Below are 14124 nucleotides of genomic sequence, written 5' to 3'. Positions count from 1 at the left end.
GTGGCCGGTGGATCCCAGCGCGTCTTCAAGGCACGGATCAAGTCGACGCAGTCGCTGAAGAAGATGTTCCGTGCGCAGGAGCTGATCGCTGCGTCCCGCATCGGCAAGGCCCGTGCGCGGACGGCAGCGGCAGCGCCGTACGCACAGGCGATCACGCGCGCGGTCTCGGCCGTGGCGACGCACACCGACATCGACCACCCGCTCACGCGGGAGGTCGCGGGCGCCAAGCGCGCGGCGGTGCTCGTCGTCTCGTCGGACCGTGGCATGGCGGGCTCCTACCCGGCGTCGGTCGTCCGTGAGGCGGAGCGGCTGACGCAGCAGCTCCAGGCCGAGGGCAAGGACGTTCTGCTCTACGTCGCCGGTCGTCGGGCGATCGCCTACTACACGTTCCGTGGGCGCGAGCTCGTCTCGACCTGGGTGTACGGCTCGGAGCGGCCGTCGCCTGAGGTCGCGGAGGAGATCGCGGAGGCGCTGCTCGAGAAGTTCCTCGCTACCGAGGACGAGGGCGGTGTGTCGGAGCTGCACGTGGTCTCGACGCAGTTCGTCAACATGGTGACGCAGCGCCCCCGCGTGGTGCGCATGCTGCCGCTCGAGGTGGTCGAGGGTGTGGTCGAGGCCGAAGAGCACGAGGCCCTGCCGCTCTACGACTTCGAGCCGTCGCCGGAGGCCGTGCTGGACTCGCTGCTCCCGCGTTACGTGCAGCAGCGCATCTACGCGTCGCTGCTCGACGCCGCGGCGTCCGAGCTGGCTGCCCGCCAGCGCGCCATGCACACGGCTACCGACAACGCCGAGGACCTGATCCGCACGTACACCCGACTGGCCAACCAGGCCCGTCAGGCGGACATCACCCAGGAGATCAGCGAGATCGTCTCCGGGGCCGACGCCCTGGCCGGTGCCTGATCGCGCAGGCCGACAAGCCCACCAGAATCCCCCGCCGGAGGACCCTCCGGCCCACCGAAGCGAGGCAAGTATGACCGCCACCACCGTGGAATCCACGGTCGAGCACACGAGCGGCCCCGGCACCGGCCGGGTCGCTCGGGTGATCGGCCCCGTCGTGGACATCGAGTTCCCCGATGACGCGATCCCTGAGATCTACAACGCGCTGACCGTCGAGATCGACCTGTCCGGCAAGGGCGAGAACAAGTCCGTGCTGACGCTCGAGGTCGAGCAGCACCTGGGCGACTCCCTGGTGCGCGCCATCGCCCTGAAGCCGACCGACGGCCTGGTCCGCGGCGCCGTGGTGACCGACACGGGCGAGCCGATCAGCGTGCCCGTCGGCGACATCACCAAGGGCAAGGTCTTCAACGTGACGGGCGACGTCCTGAACCTCGCCGAGGGCGAGAAGTTCGAGGTCACCGAGCGCTGGCCGATCCACCGCAAGGCGCCGGCCTTCGACCAGCTCGAGTCGAAGACCACGATGTTCGAGACGGGCATCAAGTCCATCGACCTGCTGACCCCGTACGTCCAGGGTGGCAAGATCGGTCTCTTCGGTGGTGCGGGCGTCGGCAAGACGGTCCTCATCCAGGAGATGATCCAGCGTGTGGCCCAGGACCACGGTGGTGTGTCGGTGTTCGCCGGTGTCGGCGAGCGCACCCGTGAGGGCAACGACCTGATCGCCGAGATGGACGAGGCCGGCGTCTTCGACAAGACGGCCCTCGTCTTCGGCCAGATGGACGAGCCGCCGGGCACGCGTCTGCGCGTGGCGCTTTCGGCCCTGACGATGGCGGAGTACTTCCGTGACGTGCAGGGGCAGGACGTCCTGCTCTTCATCGACAACATCTTCCGCTTCACGCAGGCCGGTTCCGAGGTCTCCACGCTGCTCGGCCGTATGCCGTCCGCTGTGGGCTACCAGCCGAACCTGGCCGACGAGATGGGCCTCCTGCAGGAGCGCATCACCTCGACGCGCGGTCACTCCATCACGTCGCTGCAGGCCATCTACGTGCCGGCCGACGACTACACGGACCCGGCCCCGGCCACGACGTTCGCCCACCTGGACGCCACGACCGAGCTCTCTCGTGAGATCGCGTCGAAGGGTCTGTACCCGGCGATCGACCCGCTGGCCTCGACGTCCCGCATCCTCGACCCGCGCTACGTGGGCCAGGAGCACTACGACGTGGCGACCCGCGTGAAGTCCATCCTGCAGCGCAACAAGGAGCTCCAGGACATCATCGCTATCCTCGGTGTGGACGAGCTCTCGGAAGAGGACAAGACGGTCGTCGCGCGTGCGCGCCGCGTCCAGCAGTTCCTCTCCCAGAACACGTACATGGCGGAGAAGTTCACGGGTGTGGTGGGCTCGACGGTGCCCCTGTCGGAGACCATCGAGGCATTCAAGAAGATCTGCGACGGCGAGTTCGACCACATCGCCGAGCAGGCCTTCTACAACATCGGTGGACTTGAGATGCTCGAAGAGAACTGGGCACGGATCCAGAAGGAGTACGGAGCCTGATATCGAGGCCTCGTACGTCCCCCGTACGTGATGCCGCCCCTCTGGGCATGCCAGAATCAGGCAACCCGCAAGGGGCGGCATCGCGCCCGCTACATCGGAAGGAGCTCTCGTGGCAGAGCTGAGCGTGGACCTCGTGTCCCGGGACCGTAAGGTCTGGAGCGGTGCGGCGAGCCAGGTGAGCGCGCCGTCCGTGGACGGCCAGATCGGCATCCTGGCGAACCACACGCCGCTGCTGGCCGTGCTTCGCCCGGGCACGATCAAGGTGGAGACGACGTCGGGCCCGGCCCTGGAGGCGCGAGTCACCGGCGGTTTCGTGTCCGTGGACAACAACCTCGTCACCCTTGTGGTCGACGAGATCTCCCTGGTCTGAGGGAGAACGCGGGTGCCGGGCGTCATATGGATCGCGATAGCGGTGCTCGGCGTGCTCGCGCTGGTGCTCGCAGTGGGCATCTCGCGCCTGCGGACCCTGTCCCACAGGGTCGGTTCGTTCGACTGCAATGCCCGGGCGACCGGTAACCCAGAGGGTTCCTGGACGCCGGGCATCGCCCAGTATGCGGTGGGCCGGATCGAGTGGTGGCGGTGCTGGTCGCTGTCACCCCGTCCGGCCCGCACCTGGTACCGGGAGCGGCTCACCGTGACGGGCCGCATCCCGCTGGACCCGGACGAGCGTGGTCAGGGTGACCACTACCTCGTGCAGTGCCGGTACGACGGGCTCGACTTCGAGCTCGATCTCGCCGCCGGCGACTACTTCGGCCTCGCCTCCTGGCTGGAGGCCGCCCCTCCCGGACGACAGGATCTGGTTCTCTGATGCGGCTGGTCGTGGCCGACTGCTCCGCCCTCTACACGGGCCGCCTGACCGCGATGCTGCCGCCTGCGACGCGGCTTCTCGTCGTCAAGGCCGACGGTAGCGTGCTGATCCACTCCGACGGCGGGTCGTACAAGCCGCTGAACTGGATGAGCCCCCCGTGCACGCTCACGGTGCGAGAGCCGTCCGAGGAGGCTGCGGAGCGCGGCGTCACCGAGGTGTGGACCGTCCAGCACGCCAAGTCCGACGACCGGCTCGAGGTCGAGCTGTTCACCGTGCACCACGACTCCGCCCACGACCTGGGCATCGACCCGGGCCTCGTGAAGGACGGCGTGGAGGCGCACCTGCAGGAGCTGCTCGCCGAGCAGATAGTCCTGCTGGGCGACGGGCACACCCTGGTCCGCCGTGAGTACCCCACTGCCATCGGTCCGGTGGACATCCTCGCGCGCGACGGCTCGGGCTCGACGGTAGCCGTCGAGATCAAGCGCCGCGGCGACATCGACGGCGTCGAGCAGCTCACGCGGTACCTGGACCTGCTGAACCGGGACCCGCTGCTGGCCCCGGTCCGCGGCGTGTACGCCGCCCAGGAGATCAAGCCGCAGGCGCGCGTGCTCGCCAAGGACCGCGGGATCGCGACCCTCCTCCTGGACTACGACGCGATGCGCGGCGCGGACGACCCGACGTCCCGCCTCTTCTGATCCTTTGCTGTGGGCGCGATCGTTGCGCCTAAATCGGGCAGGTAGGCGCAACGATCGCGCCCACAACAAAGGTGATGGCTATAGCGGGGTCACCGACCACGCGGCGTCCGCGCCTTCGCGGACCACGGCGTAGCCGCCCGGGGCCACGACGATCCCGTGGTCCGTCGCGGCGTCGGTGACGAGGTCGTGCCCCGGGCCGGCCACCCGGAGCTTCCGCTCACCGTGGTTCAGCAGGAAGAGGTACGTTGCCCCTGCGCCGCGGCGGCGGATCGCCTCGAGCCCGGTGCCGACCGCCTCGGGGACGACCGGGCGCACACCATGCTCCGCGAGCAGCGCTGCGACGAACACGTCCCACGACGCCTGCACCATCCGCGTCGAGACGTACGTGGCGCTGCCGTCGCCGACGCGACGGCGGGTGACGGCGGGCAAGCCGGCGAGGGTGCCCTCGGCGTAGGTGGCGACGACGTCCGCCTCGGGCGGGTCCATCCGCTCGGTCCACTGGTCGACGATCGACCCGTCGCTGAGCTCCTGGGTCTCGTCCGGCACGAGCGGGACGTGCTCGGTGACCCGGACGCCCAGGAGGTCCCGCAGCCGGCCCGGATAGCCGCCCGGCACGACCCGCTGGTGCTCGTCCGCGACGCCGGTGAACCGCTCGACGACGAGGTGCCCGCCCGCCTCGACGTACCGGGTCAGCCACGCGACGGTGTCGGCGTCCATCGCCATCAGGGTCGGCACGAACAGCACCCGGTAGCGGGCGACGTCGGCGCCGGGGCGCACGAAGTCGACGGCGGCCCCGGCGCGCCACAGGGCGCGGTGCGCCGCACGAACCTCGCTCGTGTAGTCGAGGTCGTCGTGCGGGAGGTGCGGCGTCTGGAGCGACCACCGGCCGTTGGCGTCCCACAGGACCGCGACGTCGGACTCGACGACCGGTCCGTCGGCGGGCGGTGCCGCGATCTCATGGAGGCGGCCGAGGAGCGCGCCGAGCTCGACGACGCCCTCGAACGTCCGGCTCCGCGGGCCCGCGTGCGGCACCATCGCGCTGTGCCACGTCTCGGAGCCGCCGGCTGACGCCCGCCACTGGAAGAACAGCGCGCTCTGGGAACCCCGGGCGACGTATCCCAGGGAGTTGCGGATCACGCGATCGGGGTCCTTGAAGGCATGCCGCGCGCCGTCCCGGATGCCGGCGGCGGCCTGCTCCATGACCAGCCAGGGTCCGCCGCCCCACGAGCGGGTCAGGTCGGCGGCGTACGCGGCGTGGGCCTCGCCGTCCGGGCCGGCCGTGTCGAGATAGTGGTCGACGGAGACCACGTCCAGGTGCTCGCGCCAGTCCCACTGGTTGAGGTGGTCCCAGGTGGGATGCATGAAGTTCGTCGTGACCGGCGCGGTCGAGCCGGCCCCGCGGATCTCGTCGCGCTGCTCGGTGAAGGCCGCGAGCATCTCGTCGGAGCAGAAGCGCTTGAAGTCCACCGCGTGGGCCGGGTTGGCCAGGTACTGCGTCGCGCGCGGCGGCTCGATCTCGTCCCAGTCGTCGTACCGCTGGGACCAGAACGCCGTGTACCAGGCGTCGTTCAGCGCTTCGAGCGAGCCGTGCCGGTCTCGGAGCCAGCGCCGGAAGGCGGCTGCCGCGTGCGGGCCGTGGTCGACCGAGCCGTACTCGTTGTGCACGTGCCAGCCCCGCAGGCGCGGGTGGGCGCCGTACCGCTCGGCGAGGAACCGCGCGACCCGCCGCGCGGCGTCGCGGTAGGCGGGGGCGCTGATCGCGTACGTGTCGCGCGAGCCGTGCCACAGGCGGGCGCCGTCGGCCCGTACCGGCATCGCGTCCGGGTACGCCCGGGTGAACCACGGCGGCGGGGAGGCGGTGGGCGTCGCGAGGAAGAAGCCGATCTCGTGGGCGTCGAGGAGCGCGACGACGTCGTCCAGCCAGCCGGGCTCGAACTCCCCCTCGCGGGGCTCGAGCGTGGCCCACGAGAACACGCCGATCGTCACCGTGTTCACGCCTGCCCGGCGCATGAGCGCCATGTCCTCGGCCCAGACGTCGCGCGGCCACTGCTCGGGGTTGTAGTCGCCGCCGAAGAGGAGGCGGGCAGGGGCGAAGGGAACCGTCATGGATCGTCCTCGGGTCGGTGGAGAGGGTGGGGCGGTGGAGCGAAGGGCCGGCAGCAGCCGCTAGCGGCCGAGCTCCCCGGCCCAGTGGGCAGGGTCGGGCAGGACGGCGTCGAGCTCCGGCCAGACGCCGTCCGGCACGTCGGCATCGGCCCAGGCGGTGACCTGGGTGAGCTGGGCAGTGCTCGTCACGCCGACGATCGTCCCCGCGACCCGCGGGTCGCGGTTTGCGGCTCGCAGGGCGAGCGCACCGACAGGGATCCCGGCGGCGCGGGCGATCGCACGGATCCGCAGCACCGCGTCCTGCTGGACGGCGTCGACGTCGCGGTAGTGGTAGCGGCGCACCGGTCCGTCGTCGTCGGCGAGGGCGCCCCCGCCGAACGGGGCGGCGTTGAGGACGCCCACGCCGAGGTCTGCGCAGTCGTCCAGCAGCGTCTCGGCCGACCGGTCCAGGAGCGTGAGGCGGTTGTGTGTCACGACCGCCTCGAACTCGCCGGTGCGGACGTACTGCCGCAGGAGCCCGATCGGTCCGCCGGCGACCCCGAGGTGCTCGATGGTGCCCGCCTCGCGCAGCTCCAGCAGCGCCCGGACGGGCCCGTCAGGCGCCATGGCGTCGGCGAACGTCATGCGCTCCGGATCGTGGAAGTGCACCAGCGGCAGCCGGTCGCGGCCCAGGCGCCCGAGGGACTCGGCGACCGACGCGCGCACGCGGGCGCCCGAGAAGTCGCTGGAGCCCGGCGCCGGGTCGACCTTGGTGAACACCTGCACGGTGCCAGTGGTGCCGGCGGTGTCGGCGACGCCGTCGAGGCCGGCGAGGGCAGAGCCGATGAACGCCTCGGCGTCGCCGTACTCGTTGCTCGTGTCCCACGTGCGCCACCCGGAGGAGGCGGCGGCGCGCAGCACGGCGGCCGCACCGGGGGCGTCGAGCTGGCGACCGATACCGGACGTCCCGAGGACGACGGAGGGCACGCGCAGCCCGGTGGTCCCCAGCGCCTGGTCGGCGATGGCGGCGCTCATCCCTTCAGCCCGCCGCTGATACATCAATCACATCTTCCTTGACGTGGTTCCTGAACGTCCTCGCCGCTGTGCGAAGCGCTTCGATGATAGCTGTCATCATCGCCAGGCGGAAAGAAGCCTGTCAAGGCTGGCGCCGGCCTGGGAAGCACCTCGAGACGAACATCGGCCCTGGTTACATCGGTCCCTGTGCACGAGTCGTCAAGTCGAAGCGATTGCGCGTCCAGTGCGGATTCCCTGGGAGCGTGTCAACGATCTGCGCGTCAAGCGCTGTCCCGCGCGGAGGCGGAACCTGGGCACGCCCCCTGGCAGGATGTCCGCATGACTGATTCCGTGGTGCGCGGTCGCCTGGTGCAGACCACCTCGGTGGTGGACGACGGCGTCGTCGTCATCTCGGGCGGACGCGTCGCTTTCGCGGGTTCGGTGCCCGACGCCGTCGCGGCCGGTCACGGCCCTGCGGTCGAGCAGGTGCCACCCGCTCCCGAGACGTACGTGCTGCCGGGTCTGGTGGACCTGCACAACCACGGCGGGGGTGGAGCTTCGTTCCCGGACGTTGGTTCGGCTGCGGAGGCGCTGGCCGGTGTGCTGGAGCACCGCCGCCACGGCACCACCACCCTGCTCGCGTCGCTCGTGACGGCCCAGCCGGAGGTCCTCCTGGACCGTGCGGCGGTGCTGGCCGAGCTTGCCGTGGCCGGGGAGATCGAGGGCCTGCACGCGGAAGGGCCGTTCCTCTCGTACCGTCGCCGCGGCGCACACAACCCGGCTGACCTGCAAGAAGGCAGCGCCGAGCTGGTCCGGGACCTGGCGAAGGCCGCCCGCGGGTTCCTGCGCACCATGACCATCGCCCCGGAGGTGCCCGGCGTGACCGGCCCCGGCGGCGTCGCCGAGGCGCTGGTCGAGGCGGGCGTGCTGCCCTCCCTGGGCCACACCGACGGCAGCACCGAGCAGGCCGAGGCGCTGATAGAGCAGGTCGCCGCGGCGCTGGCCGTCGCGGGTGGTGGGCTCGGGCCGATGACGGCCACGCACCTGTTCAACGGCATGCGTCCCCTGCACCACCGCCAGCCGGGCCCCATCGCGGCGTGCCTGGCCGCGGCGGCACGCGGCGACATGGTTGTGGAGCTCATCGGCGACGGCGTACACCTCGACCCGGCGACCGTCCGCTCGGTGTTCGACATGGTGGGCTCGGGCCAGGTGATGCTGGTAACCGACGCGATGGCGGCGGCCGGCATGGCCGACGGCCGCTACGACCTGGGGCCGATGTCGGTGGTGGTGCACGACGGCGTCGCGCGGGTCGCCACCAGTGACACGTCCGACGAGGGGGAGGGGCCGATCGCGGGCGGCACTGCCCACCTCATCGACGTCGTGCGGCTGGCCGTGACCGGAGGCGTGCCCCTGGTCGACGCCGTACGGTCCGCGACGTCCGTGCCCGCCGGCGTCCTCGGGCTGGCCGGTGAGGTCGGGTGCCTGGAGCCCGGTGCCCGCGCCGACGTCCTCGTGACCGACGCCGGCCTGCGGCCCCTCCGTGTGCTGCGCCACGGTGTTGACGTCGATGTCGCCGGCGCGTAACCGGCCGCTGTTAACGTGCCGGGCATGACGTCTCACCTGTTTCAGCCCGGCCAGACGGTGGTGCGCCGCGAGATCATGCGGGGCGAGCCGTGGATAGCCATCCCACAGGTCTGCGTCCAGGACGACGGCGACCTGCTGGTCACCTACACGCCCGGCGGCACGCCGATGGTGTATCCGCAGGCGGGCGCGTTCCCCGTGGGGGAGCACCCGTGGAAGCTCGCGGGCAGCACCTACTGGCGCGGCCACGGGCGCCTCGAGCTGCACTGGACCGGGGTGGAGCACTCGCTCTTCCTGTTCTGGGACGGCCCGGAGCGTGCGTTCCAGGGCTGGTACTTCAACCTCGAGGACGCCCCTCGGCGCACGGCCATCGGGTTCGACACGCTGGACCACGAGCTGGACGTCTGGTGGGCGGCCGACGCCGAGACCTACGAGTTCAAGGACGTCGTCGAGTTCGAGGAGACGGGGCCGGCGCGCTATCCCGGGCGCATGGACCAGATCCGCGCGGAGGGCCGCCGGATCGCCGGGCTGCTCGACGCCGGTGAGCACTGGTGGGACAAGGCCTGGGCCGACTGGACGCCCGACCTGTCGTGGCAGCCCCGCGACGTGCCGGCCGGCTGGGAGAGCGTGGCGTTCGAGGCGCGCTGACCGCTTGGCAGCGAGGTTTACCGTTTTCCAGCAATACCCGGGCATTCCCCGGCAATTCCGATGGCGTTCCACCGGCCGAGCGCTACGGTCGGAACGTGCCCACTTCCGTTCCGGCCTCCGGAGCCGCTACGTCCGGCTCCGTTCCGGCCGCGCCCGGCTCCCCCCTTCAGCCCGCCACGCCCGCCCCGCGCCGAGCCCTCGGTTGGCCCGTGGCCACCGAGCGCCTCGCGCTCCGCCCGGTCGCGTCCGACGACGCCGAGGCGTTCTTCGCCTGGCGTTCGCGCCCCGACGTGGTGCGGTACATGTACCAGCCGCCGTGGGACAGGGCGACGGCGGACCTGAAGCTCCGCACGTGGTCGAGCGCCCCCTTCGAGGAGGTCGGCGACGTCCTGGTGCTGGCCGTCGAGCTGGACGGCGACGTCATCGGCGAGACGCTGCTCAAGTGGGCGGCGGGCCCACAGCAGGCCGAGATCGGCTATGCGGTGCATCCCGACGTCGGCGGCCTCGGCCTGGCCACGGAGGCCGCCCGCGCCACCCTCGGGCTCGCGTTCTCCGCGTACGGCTTCCACCGGGTGTTCGCGCGTATCGACGAGGACAACGTCGCCTCGGTCCGCGTGGTCGAGCGGCTGGGCATGCGCCAGGAGGCCCGCCTCCTGGAGAACGACCTCCGAGACGGCGCGTGGTCCAACGAGGTGGTCTACGCGATCCTCGACCGGGAGCACGCAGAGCTCGCGTAGCGCCTCCGACCGGGTCCGGGTGAAAGGCACGCGCCACTATGGTTGACCGATGACATCGGTCCAAAAGTTCCAGGTCACCTTCGACTGCGCAGACCCTGAGCGCGTCGCTCGCTTCTGGTGCGAAGTGCTCGGGTACGTCATACCGCCCCTGGAGGGGTTTGCGACGTGGGACGACTTCGATCGCTCGCAGCTGCCCGAGGACCAGGGTTCATGGTGCGCCTGCATCGATCCAACAGGGGTGGGCCCGCGCCTGTACTTCCAGCGCGTTCCAGAAGGCAAGGTCGTCAAGAATCGGGTGCATCTCGACGTGCGTGCCGGCGCAGGACTCGTGGGTGAGGAGCGCCTCGCGACACTGCAGGCCGAGTGCGACCGGCTGCTCGCCCTGGGCGCGACCCACGTGCTGACGCAGGTTGCCGACGACGAGAACGAGTCGTGCATCACGATGCAAGACATCGAGGGCAACGAGTTCTGCCTCGACTGAGGGAGTCGTCCTGGCCGCCAGCACCGCGCGCAGGCATTCAGGATTTCCTGTGCGCGCAACTCCTGCTCGGAACTACGTTGACCCGATGGATCAAGCTCAGCCGCACACCGCGGCCACACTGACGGGCGACCTGCGTGCACTGGGCGTGGTGCCGGGTGACGTGCTCCTGGTGCACGCGTCCGTGAAGAGCCTCGGCTTCGTCGCGGGCGGCGTGCAGGCCGTCGTCGAGGCCTTGCTGTCGGCGGTGGGTCCTGGGGGCACCCTCGTCGTCCCGACGCACACGTCGGAGAACACCGACCCCGCAGGCTGGCAGAATCCGCCCGTCCCCGAGCAGTGGTGGCCGGTGATCCGGTCCGAGACGCCGGGGTTCGACCCCGCGCGTTCGCCCAGCCGCTGGGTCGGTGTCCTGCCCGAAGCCGTCCGAGCCTGGCCCGGCTCCCTGCGAAGTGGTCATCCGCAGGTGTCCTGTGCCGCGCTCGGCGCCCGCGCAGGAGAAGTGACCGCGGAGCACGACCTCACCGAGTCGCACGGCGAGCGGTCACCGATCGGCGTGGTCTACCGACTTGGCGGCAAGATCCTGCTCCTGGGCTGCGGGCATGACTCCAACACGTCACTGCACCTTGCCGAGAGCCGTCAGGCGTCACCGCCGAGGGCTGAGACGGGCGCGGCGATCCGCGACGCCGAGGGGGCGAGTCGCTGGGTGACCTGGACGGACCTGGTCACGGGCGAGGAGGACTTCGACCGGGTCGGCGCGGCGTTCGAGGAGACGGGCGCTGTCGCTGTCGGTCCGGTGGGGTCCGCTACCGCCCGGCTCATGGATCAGCGGTCGCTCGTGGACTTCGCGGTGGACTGGATGGCGTGCAGCCGCCACTAGGCGTTCGCGGGACATCTCGTCCGCCGGCGGGCGCAATTCGTCCGACGCCCCGGATCGCGATCTCCCGAAGCGGGGTAGCGCCCGCCACCCTCGGCCGGGTACCGTCCATCGAAGCGCTTCGACATTTTCGCCGAAGGCGCACCCCAAACGTGCCTCAGCCGTACCCCCACGCCGCACCGACGCGGCGTCCGAAGGAGGAACCCATGACCATGCCACCCTTCCGCGATCCTGCGCTGCCCGTGTCCGCGCGTGCCCGCGACCTGCTCGGCCGCCTCACCCCGGAAGAGCGGCTGGCGATGCTGCACCAGCACCAGCCGGCCGTGGACCGGCTGGGCCTTGGCGCGTTCCACACCGGGGCCGAGGCGCTGCACGGCGTGGCCTGGCTGGGCCGCGCAACGGTGTTCCCGCAGCCGGTCGGCCTGGCCACGACCTGGGACCCCGAGCTGGTGCGCCGCATCGGCGACGTCGTCTCCACCGAGGTTCGTGCCAAGCGCGCGGGGGACCCGTCGGTGAGCCTGAACGTCTGGGCGCCGGTGGTGAACACGCTCCGGCACCCGGCCTGGGGCCGCAACGAGGAGGGCTACTCCGAGGACCCGCACGTCACCGCGCACCTCGCCACCGCCTACTGCCAGGGCCTGCGCGGGGACCACGAGCGGGTCTGGAGGACCACACCCACCCTCAAGCACTTCCTCGCCTACAACAACGAGACCGACCGCTCGTCCACGAGCTCCAACCTCACCCCGGTCACGCTGCACGAGGAGGAGCTCCCCGCCTTCCGGGAGCCGATCGAGGCGGGCGTGGCCGCGGGCGTCATGCCGGCGTACAACCAGGTCAACGGCACTCCCGCGCACCTGCAGACCGAGCTCTTCAGCGAGCTGCGGTCCTGGACCGACGGGTCGGTCGCCCTGGTCTCCGACGCCGCCGCCCCGATGTTCGTGGTCACGGTGCAGCGCGCCGCGGCGGACCGGGCGAGCGGCAACGCCGCGCTGGTCCGCGCCGGTGTCGACTCGTTCACCGACGACGACGCCGACTCCACCCCCACCATCCAGCGCCTCCAGGAGGCCCTGGACCGTGGCCTGCTCACCATGGACGACGTCGACCGTTCCGTGCTGCGCCTCCTCGAGCTGCGCCTGCGCAGCGGCGAGCTCGACGGTGACGCCGACCCGTACGCCGGCATCACGCCGGACCACCTCGACCTGCCCGAGCACCGCGAGCTCGCGCGGGAGGCGGTGGCCCGCTCGGTGGTCGTGCTGCGGAACGACGAGGGCCTGCTGCCGCTGCCCGCCGCGGGCTCGGTCGCCGTCGTCGGACCGATGGCGGAGGCAGTGCTCACCGACTGGTACTCCGGTACTCCGCCGTACGCGGTCACCCCGGCGGACGGCATGCGCGCCGCGCTCGGCGCGGACCGGGTGGTGGTGGCCGACGGCGCCGACGTCGTCGCCCTGCGCGCGGCGAACGGGCGGTACGTCTCCGTCACGGAGGACGGGGCGACGGTCGTCGCGGACTCGGCCACAGCCGGGACCAGCGCGCGCCTCTCCGTCACGGACTGGGGCGGGGGTGTGCTCACGCTGCGTTCGGGCGCCTCTGGCCGCCTGCTCACCGGAGGCGCCTACCCGATGCGGGCAGACGCCGAGCGGGTAGGGGGCTGGGAGGTCCAGGAGAGCTTCCGCCGGCACGTGCACGCCGACGGCTCGTGGTCCCTGCTGCACCTCGGCTCCGGACGCTGGGTGCGCGTCCAGCGCGACACCGGCCTGGTGTGCGCCGAAGGGCACACGCTCGCCGACGCCGAGCGGTTCACGGCCCGCGTGCTCGAGTCCGGTGCGGCCCTGGTGGCCCAGGCGGCGGCCTCGTGCGACGCCGTCGTCGTCGCGGTCGGGAACGACCCGCACCTGAACGGCCGCGAGACGAAGGACCGGCCCGACCTGTGGCTGCCCGACGCCGCCGTGGAGACGTGGCGCGCCGCCGTCGAGGCCAACCCGCGCGCCGTGCTGACCATCGTGTCGAGCTACCCGTACGTGCTCGGTCCCGGCGTTGCCGACGCCCCGACCGTCGTGTGGAGCAGCCACGGCGGCCAGGAGCTCGGGCACGGCCTGGCCGATGTGCTGACCGGCGCCGTCGAGCCGTCCGGGCGGCTGGCTCAGACATGGCCGGCGCGTCCCGAGCAGGCCGGCGACCTCTTCGACTACGACACCCGCCGCCAGCAGGTCACCTACCGGCACCTGCCCGACGGCGAGGCAGGGGCGCCCACGTTCGCCTTCGGCCACGGCCTGACCTACTCGTCCGTGTTGTACGAAGGGCTGTCGCTCTCCGTGGCGGAGATCGCCGCCCCGACGCCGACGCGTGACCACCCGCCGCTGACGCCGCGCGACCCCGCCGGGCCTGGCGTGGTCACGGCCTCGGTGACCGTGCGCAACACCGGTGAGCGGCCTGCCGAGGAGCTCGTGCAGGTGTACTCGCTCGGGGCCCCTGGGACGGACTCGCCCGTGCGGCTCCTGCTCGGCTACCGTCGCGTCCGGCTCGCCCCGGGCGAGACCGCGTCGGTGGCGGTGCCCTTCGACATCGCGCGTCTGGCACTGTGGCACGGGGCTGCGGCAGCGCCATCGGGCGACGTGCCGGGCCTGCTCGACGGCGACCTCCGGGTGCCGGCCGCGACCTACGCCGTGGCCGCCGGGGCGTCGAGCGTGGACCTGCCGGTGCGCGGCGAGCTGACCGTGACCGGATAAACCGGATAGACCGGATAGAGACCGGATAAGGA

General features: G+C 71.6%; 13 protein-coding genes. 11 read left to right on the top strand and 2 right to left on the bottom strand.

The genetic code is table 11. From position 1 onward, the window contains the following. The 5 genes from IE250_RS20795 to nucS all read left to right on the top strand — a co-directional run bounded on the left by IE250_RS20795 (nucleotide 1) and on the right by nucS (nucleotide 3949). On the top strand, nucleotides 1-900 hold the full coding sequence (locus IE250_RS20795; RefSeq protein WP_189671216.1) for a F0F1 ATP synthase subunit gamma: 900 nt from the start codon (nucleotides 1-3) through the stop codon (nucleotides 898-900). A gap of 70 nt (nucleotides 901-970) precedes the next feature. Beyond that, nucleotides 971-2446: a F0F1 ATP synthase subunit beta gene (atpD, locus tag IE250_RS20790; RefSeq protein ID WP_189671215.1), complete on the top strand. Its 1476-nt coding sequence runs from the start codon at nucleotides 971-973 to the stop codon at nucleotides 2444-2446. A 109-nt stretch (nucleotides 2447-2555) separates the two neighbouring features. Beyond that, nucleotides 2556-2816, top strand: a complete 261-nt coding sequence (locus IE250_RS20785) for a F0F1 ATP synthase subunit epsilon (RefSeq protein WP_189671214.1) — start codon at nucleotides 2556-2558, stop codon at nucleotides 2814-2816. A 12-nt stretch (nucleotides 2817-2828) separates the two neighbouring features. Then, nucleotides 2829-3254 carry a DUF2550 domain-containing protein gene (locus IE250_RS20780; protein ID WP_189671213.1) on the top strand — a complete coding sequence of 142 codons (426 nt, stop codon included), beginning with the start codon at nucleotides 2829-2831 and terminating at the stop codon, nucleotides 3252-3254. Then, nucleotides 3254-3949 carry an endonuclease NucS gene (gene nucS, locus IE250_RS20775; RefSeq protein ID WP_189671212.1) on the top strand — a complete coding sequence of 232 codons (696 nt, stop codon included), beginning with the start codon at nucleotides 3254-3256 and terminating at the stop codon, nucleotides 3947-3949. Before IE250_RS20780 ends, nucS begins: the two co-directional genes overlap by 1 nt. A gap of 78 nt (nucleotides 3950-4027) precedes the next feature. Here the strand turns inward: nucS and IE250_RS20770 are convergent, their stop codons facing one another. Both IE250_RS20770 and IE250_RS20765 read right to left on the bottom strand, forming a co-directional pair. Then, nucleotides 4028-6055, bottom strand: a complete 2028-nt coding sequence (locus IE250_RS20770; RefSeq protein WP_189671211.1) for a beta-galactosidase — start codon at nucleotides 6053-6055, stop codon at nucleotides 4028-4030. Nucleotides 6056-6115: 60 nt separating this feature from the next. After that, nucleotides 6116-7069 carry an aldo/keto reductase gene (locus IE250_RS20765; protein WP_189671210.1) on the bottom strand — a complete coding sequence of 318 codons (954 nt, stop codon included), beginning with the start codon at nucleotides 7067-7069 and terminating at the stop codon, nucleotides 6116-6118. Nucleotides 7070-7387: 318 nt separating this feature from the next. On the opposite strand from IE250_RS20765, the gene IE250_RS20760 reads away from it, so the two are divergent. The 6 genes from IE250_RS20760 (at nucleotide 7388) to IE250_RS20735 (ending at nucleotide 14092) form a co-directional block, all read left to right on the top strand. Continuing rightward, the gene (locus IE250_RS20760) at nucleotides 7388-8632 is read left to right on the top strand and encodes an N-acetylglucosamine-6-phosphate deacetylase (RefSeq protein ID WP_189671209.1); all 1245 of its coding nucleotides are present in this window, start codon (nucleotides 7388-7390) and stop codon (nucleotides 8630-8632) included. Nucleotides 8633-8656: 24 nt separating this feature from the next. Further along, nucleotides 8657-9277, top strand: coding sequence for a ribonuclease FAU-1 family protein (locus IE250_RS20755; protein WP_229872643.1), 621 nt, complete (start codon nucleotides 8657-8659; stop codon nucleotides 9275-9277). 95 nt (nucleotides 9278-9372) lie between these two features. Next, a complete protein-coding gene (locus tag IE250_RS20750; RefSeq protein WP_189671208.1) occupies nucleotides 9373-10014 on the top strand; it encodes a GNAT family N-acetyltransferase in 642 nt (213 codons plus the stop codon). A gap of 49 nt (nucleotides 10015-10063) precedes the next feature. Beyond that, the gene (locus IE250_RS20745; RefSeq protein ID WP_189671207.1) at nucleotides 10064-10495 is read left to right on the top strand and encodes a VOC family protein; all 432 of its coding nucleotides are present in this window, start codon (nucleotides 10064-10066) and stop codon (nucleotides 10493-10495) included. Nucleotides 10496-10580: 85 nt separating this feature from the next. After that, nucleotides 10581-11369, top strand: coding sequence for an AAC(3) family N-acetyltransferase (locus tag IE250_RS20740; RefSeq protein ID WP_189671206.1), 789 nt, complete (start codon nucleotides 10581-10583; stop codon nucleotides 11367-11369). A 203-nt stretch (nucleotides 11370-11572) separates the two neighbouring features. Continuing rightward, nucleotides 11573-14092, top strand: coding sequence for a glycoside hydrolase family 3 C-terminal domain-containing protein (locus IE250_RS20735; RefSeq protein WP_189671205.1), 2520 nt, complete (start codon nucleotides 11573-11575; stop codon nucleotides 14090-14092). Nucleotides 14093-14124: the final 32 nt, after the last annotated feature.

This window comes from Promicromonospora soli, from assembly GCF_014653785.1.
Lineage (GTDB): Bacteria > Actinomycetota > Actinomycetes > Actinomycetales > Cellulomonadaceae > Promicromonospora > Promicromonospora soli.
The sequence above is the reverse complement of the archived record's forward strand: the minus strand, read 5'-3'. Positions and strand labels throughout refer to the sequence as shown.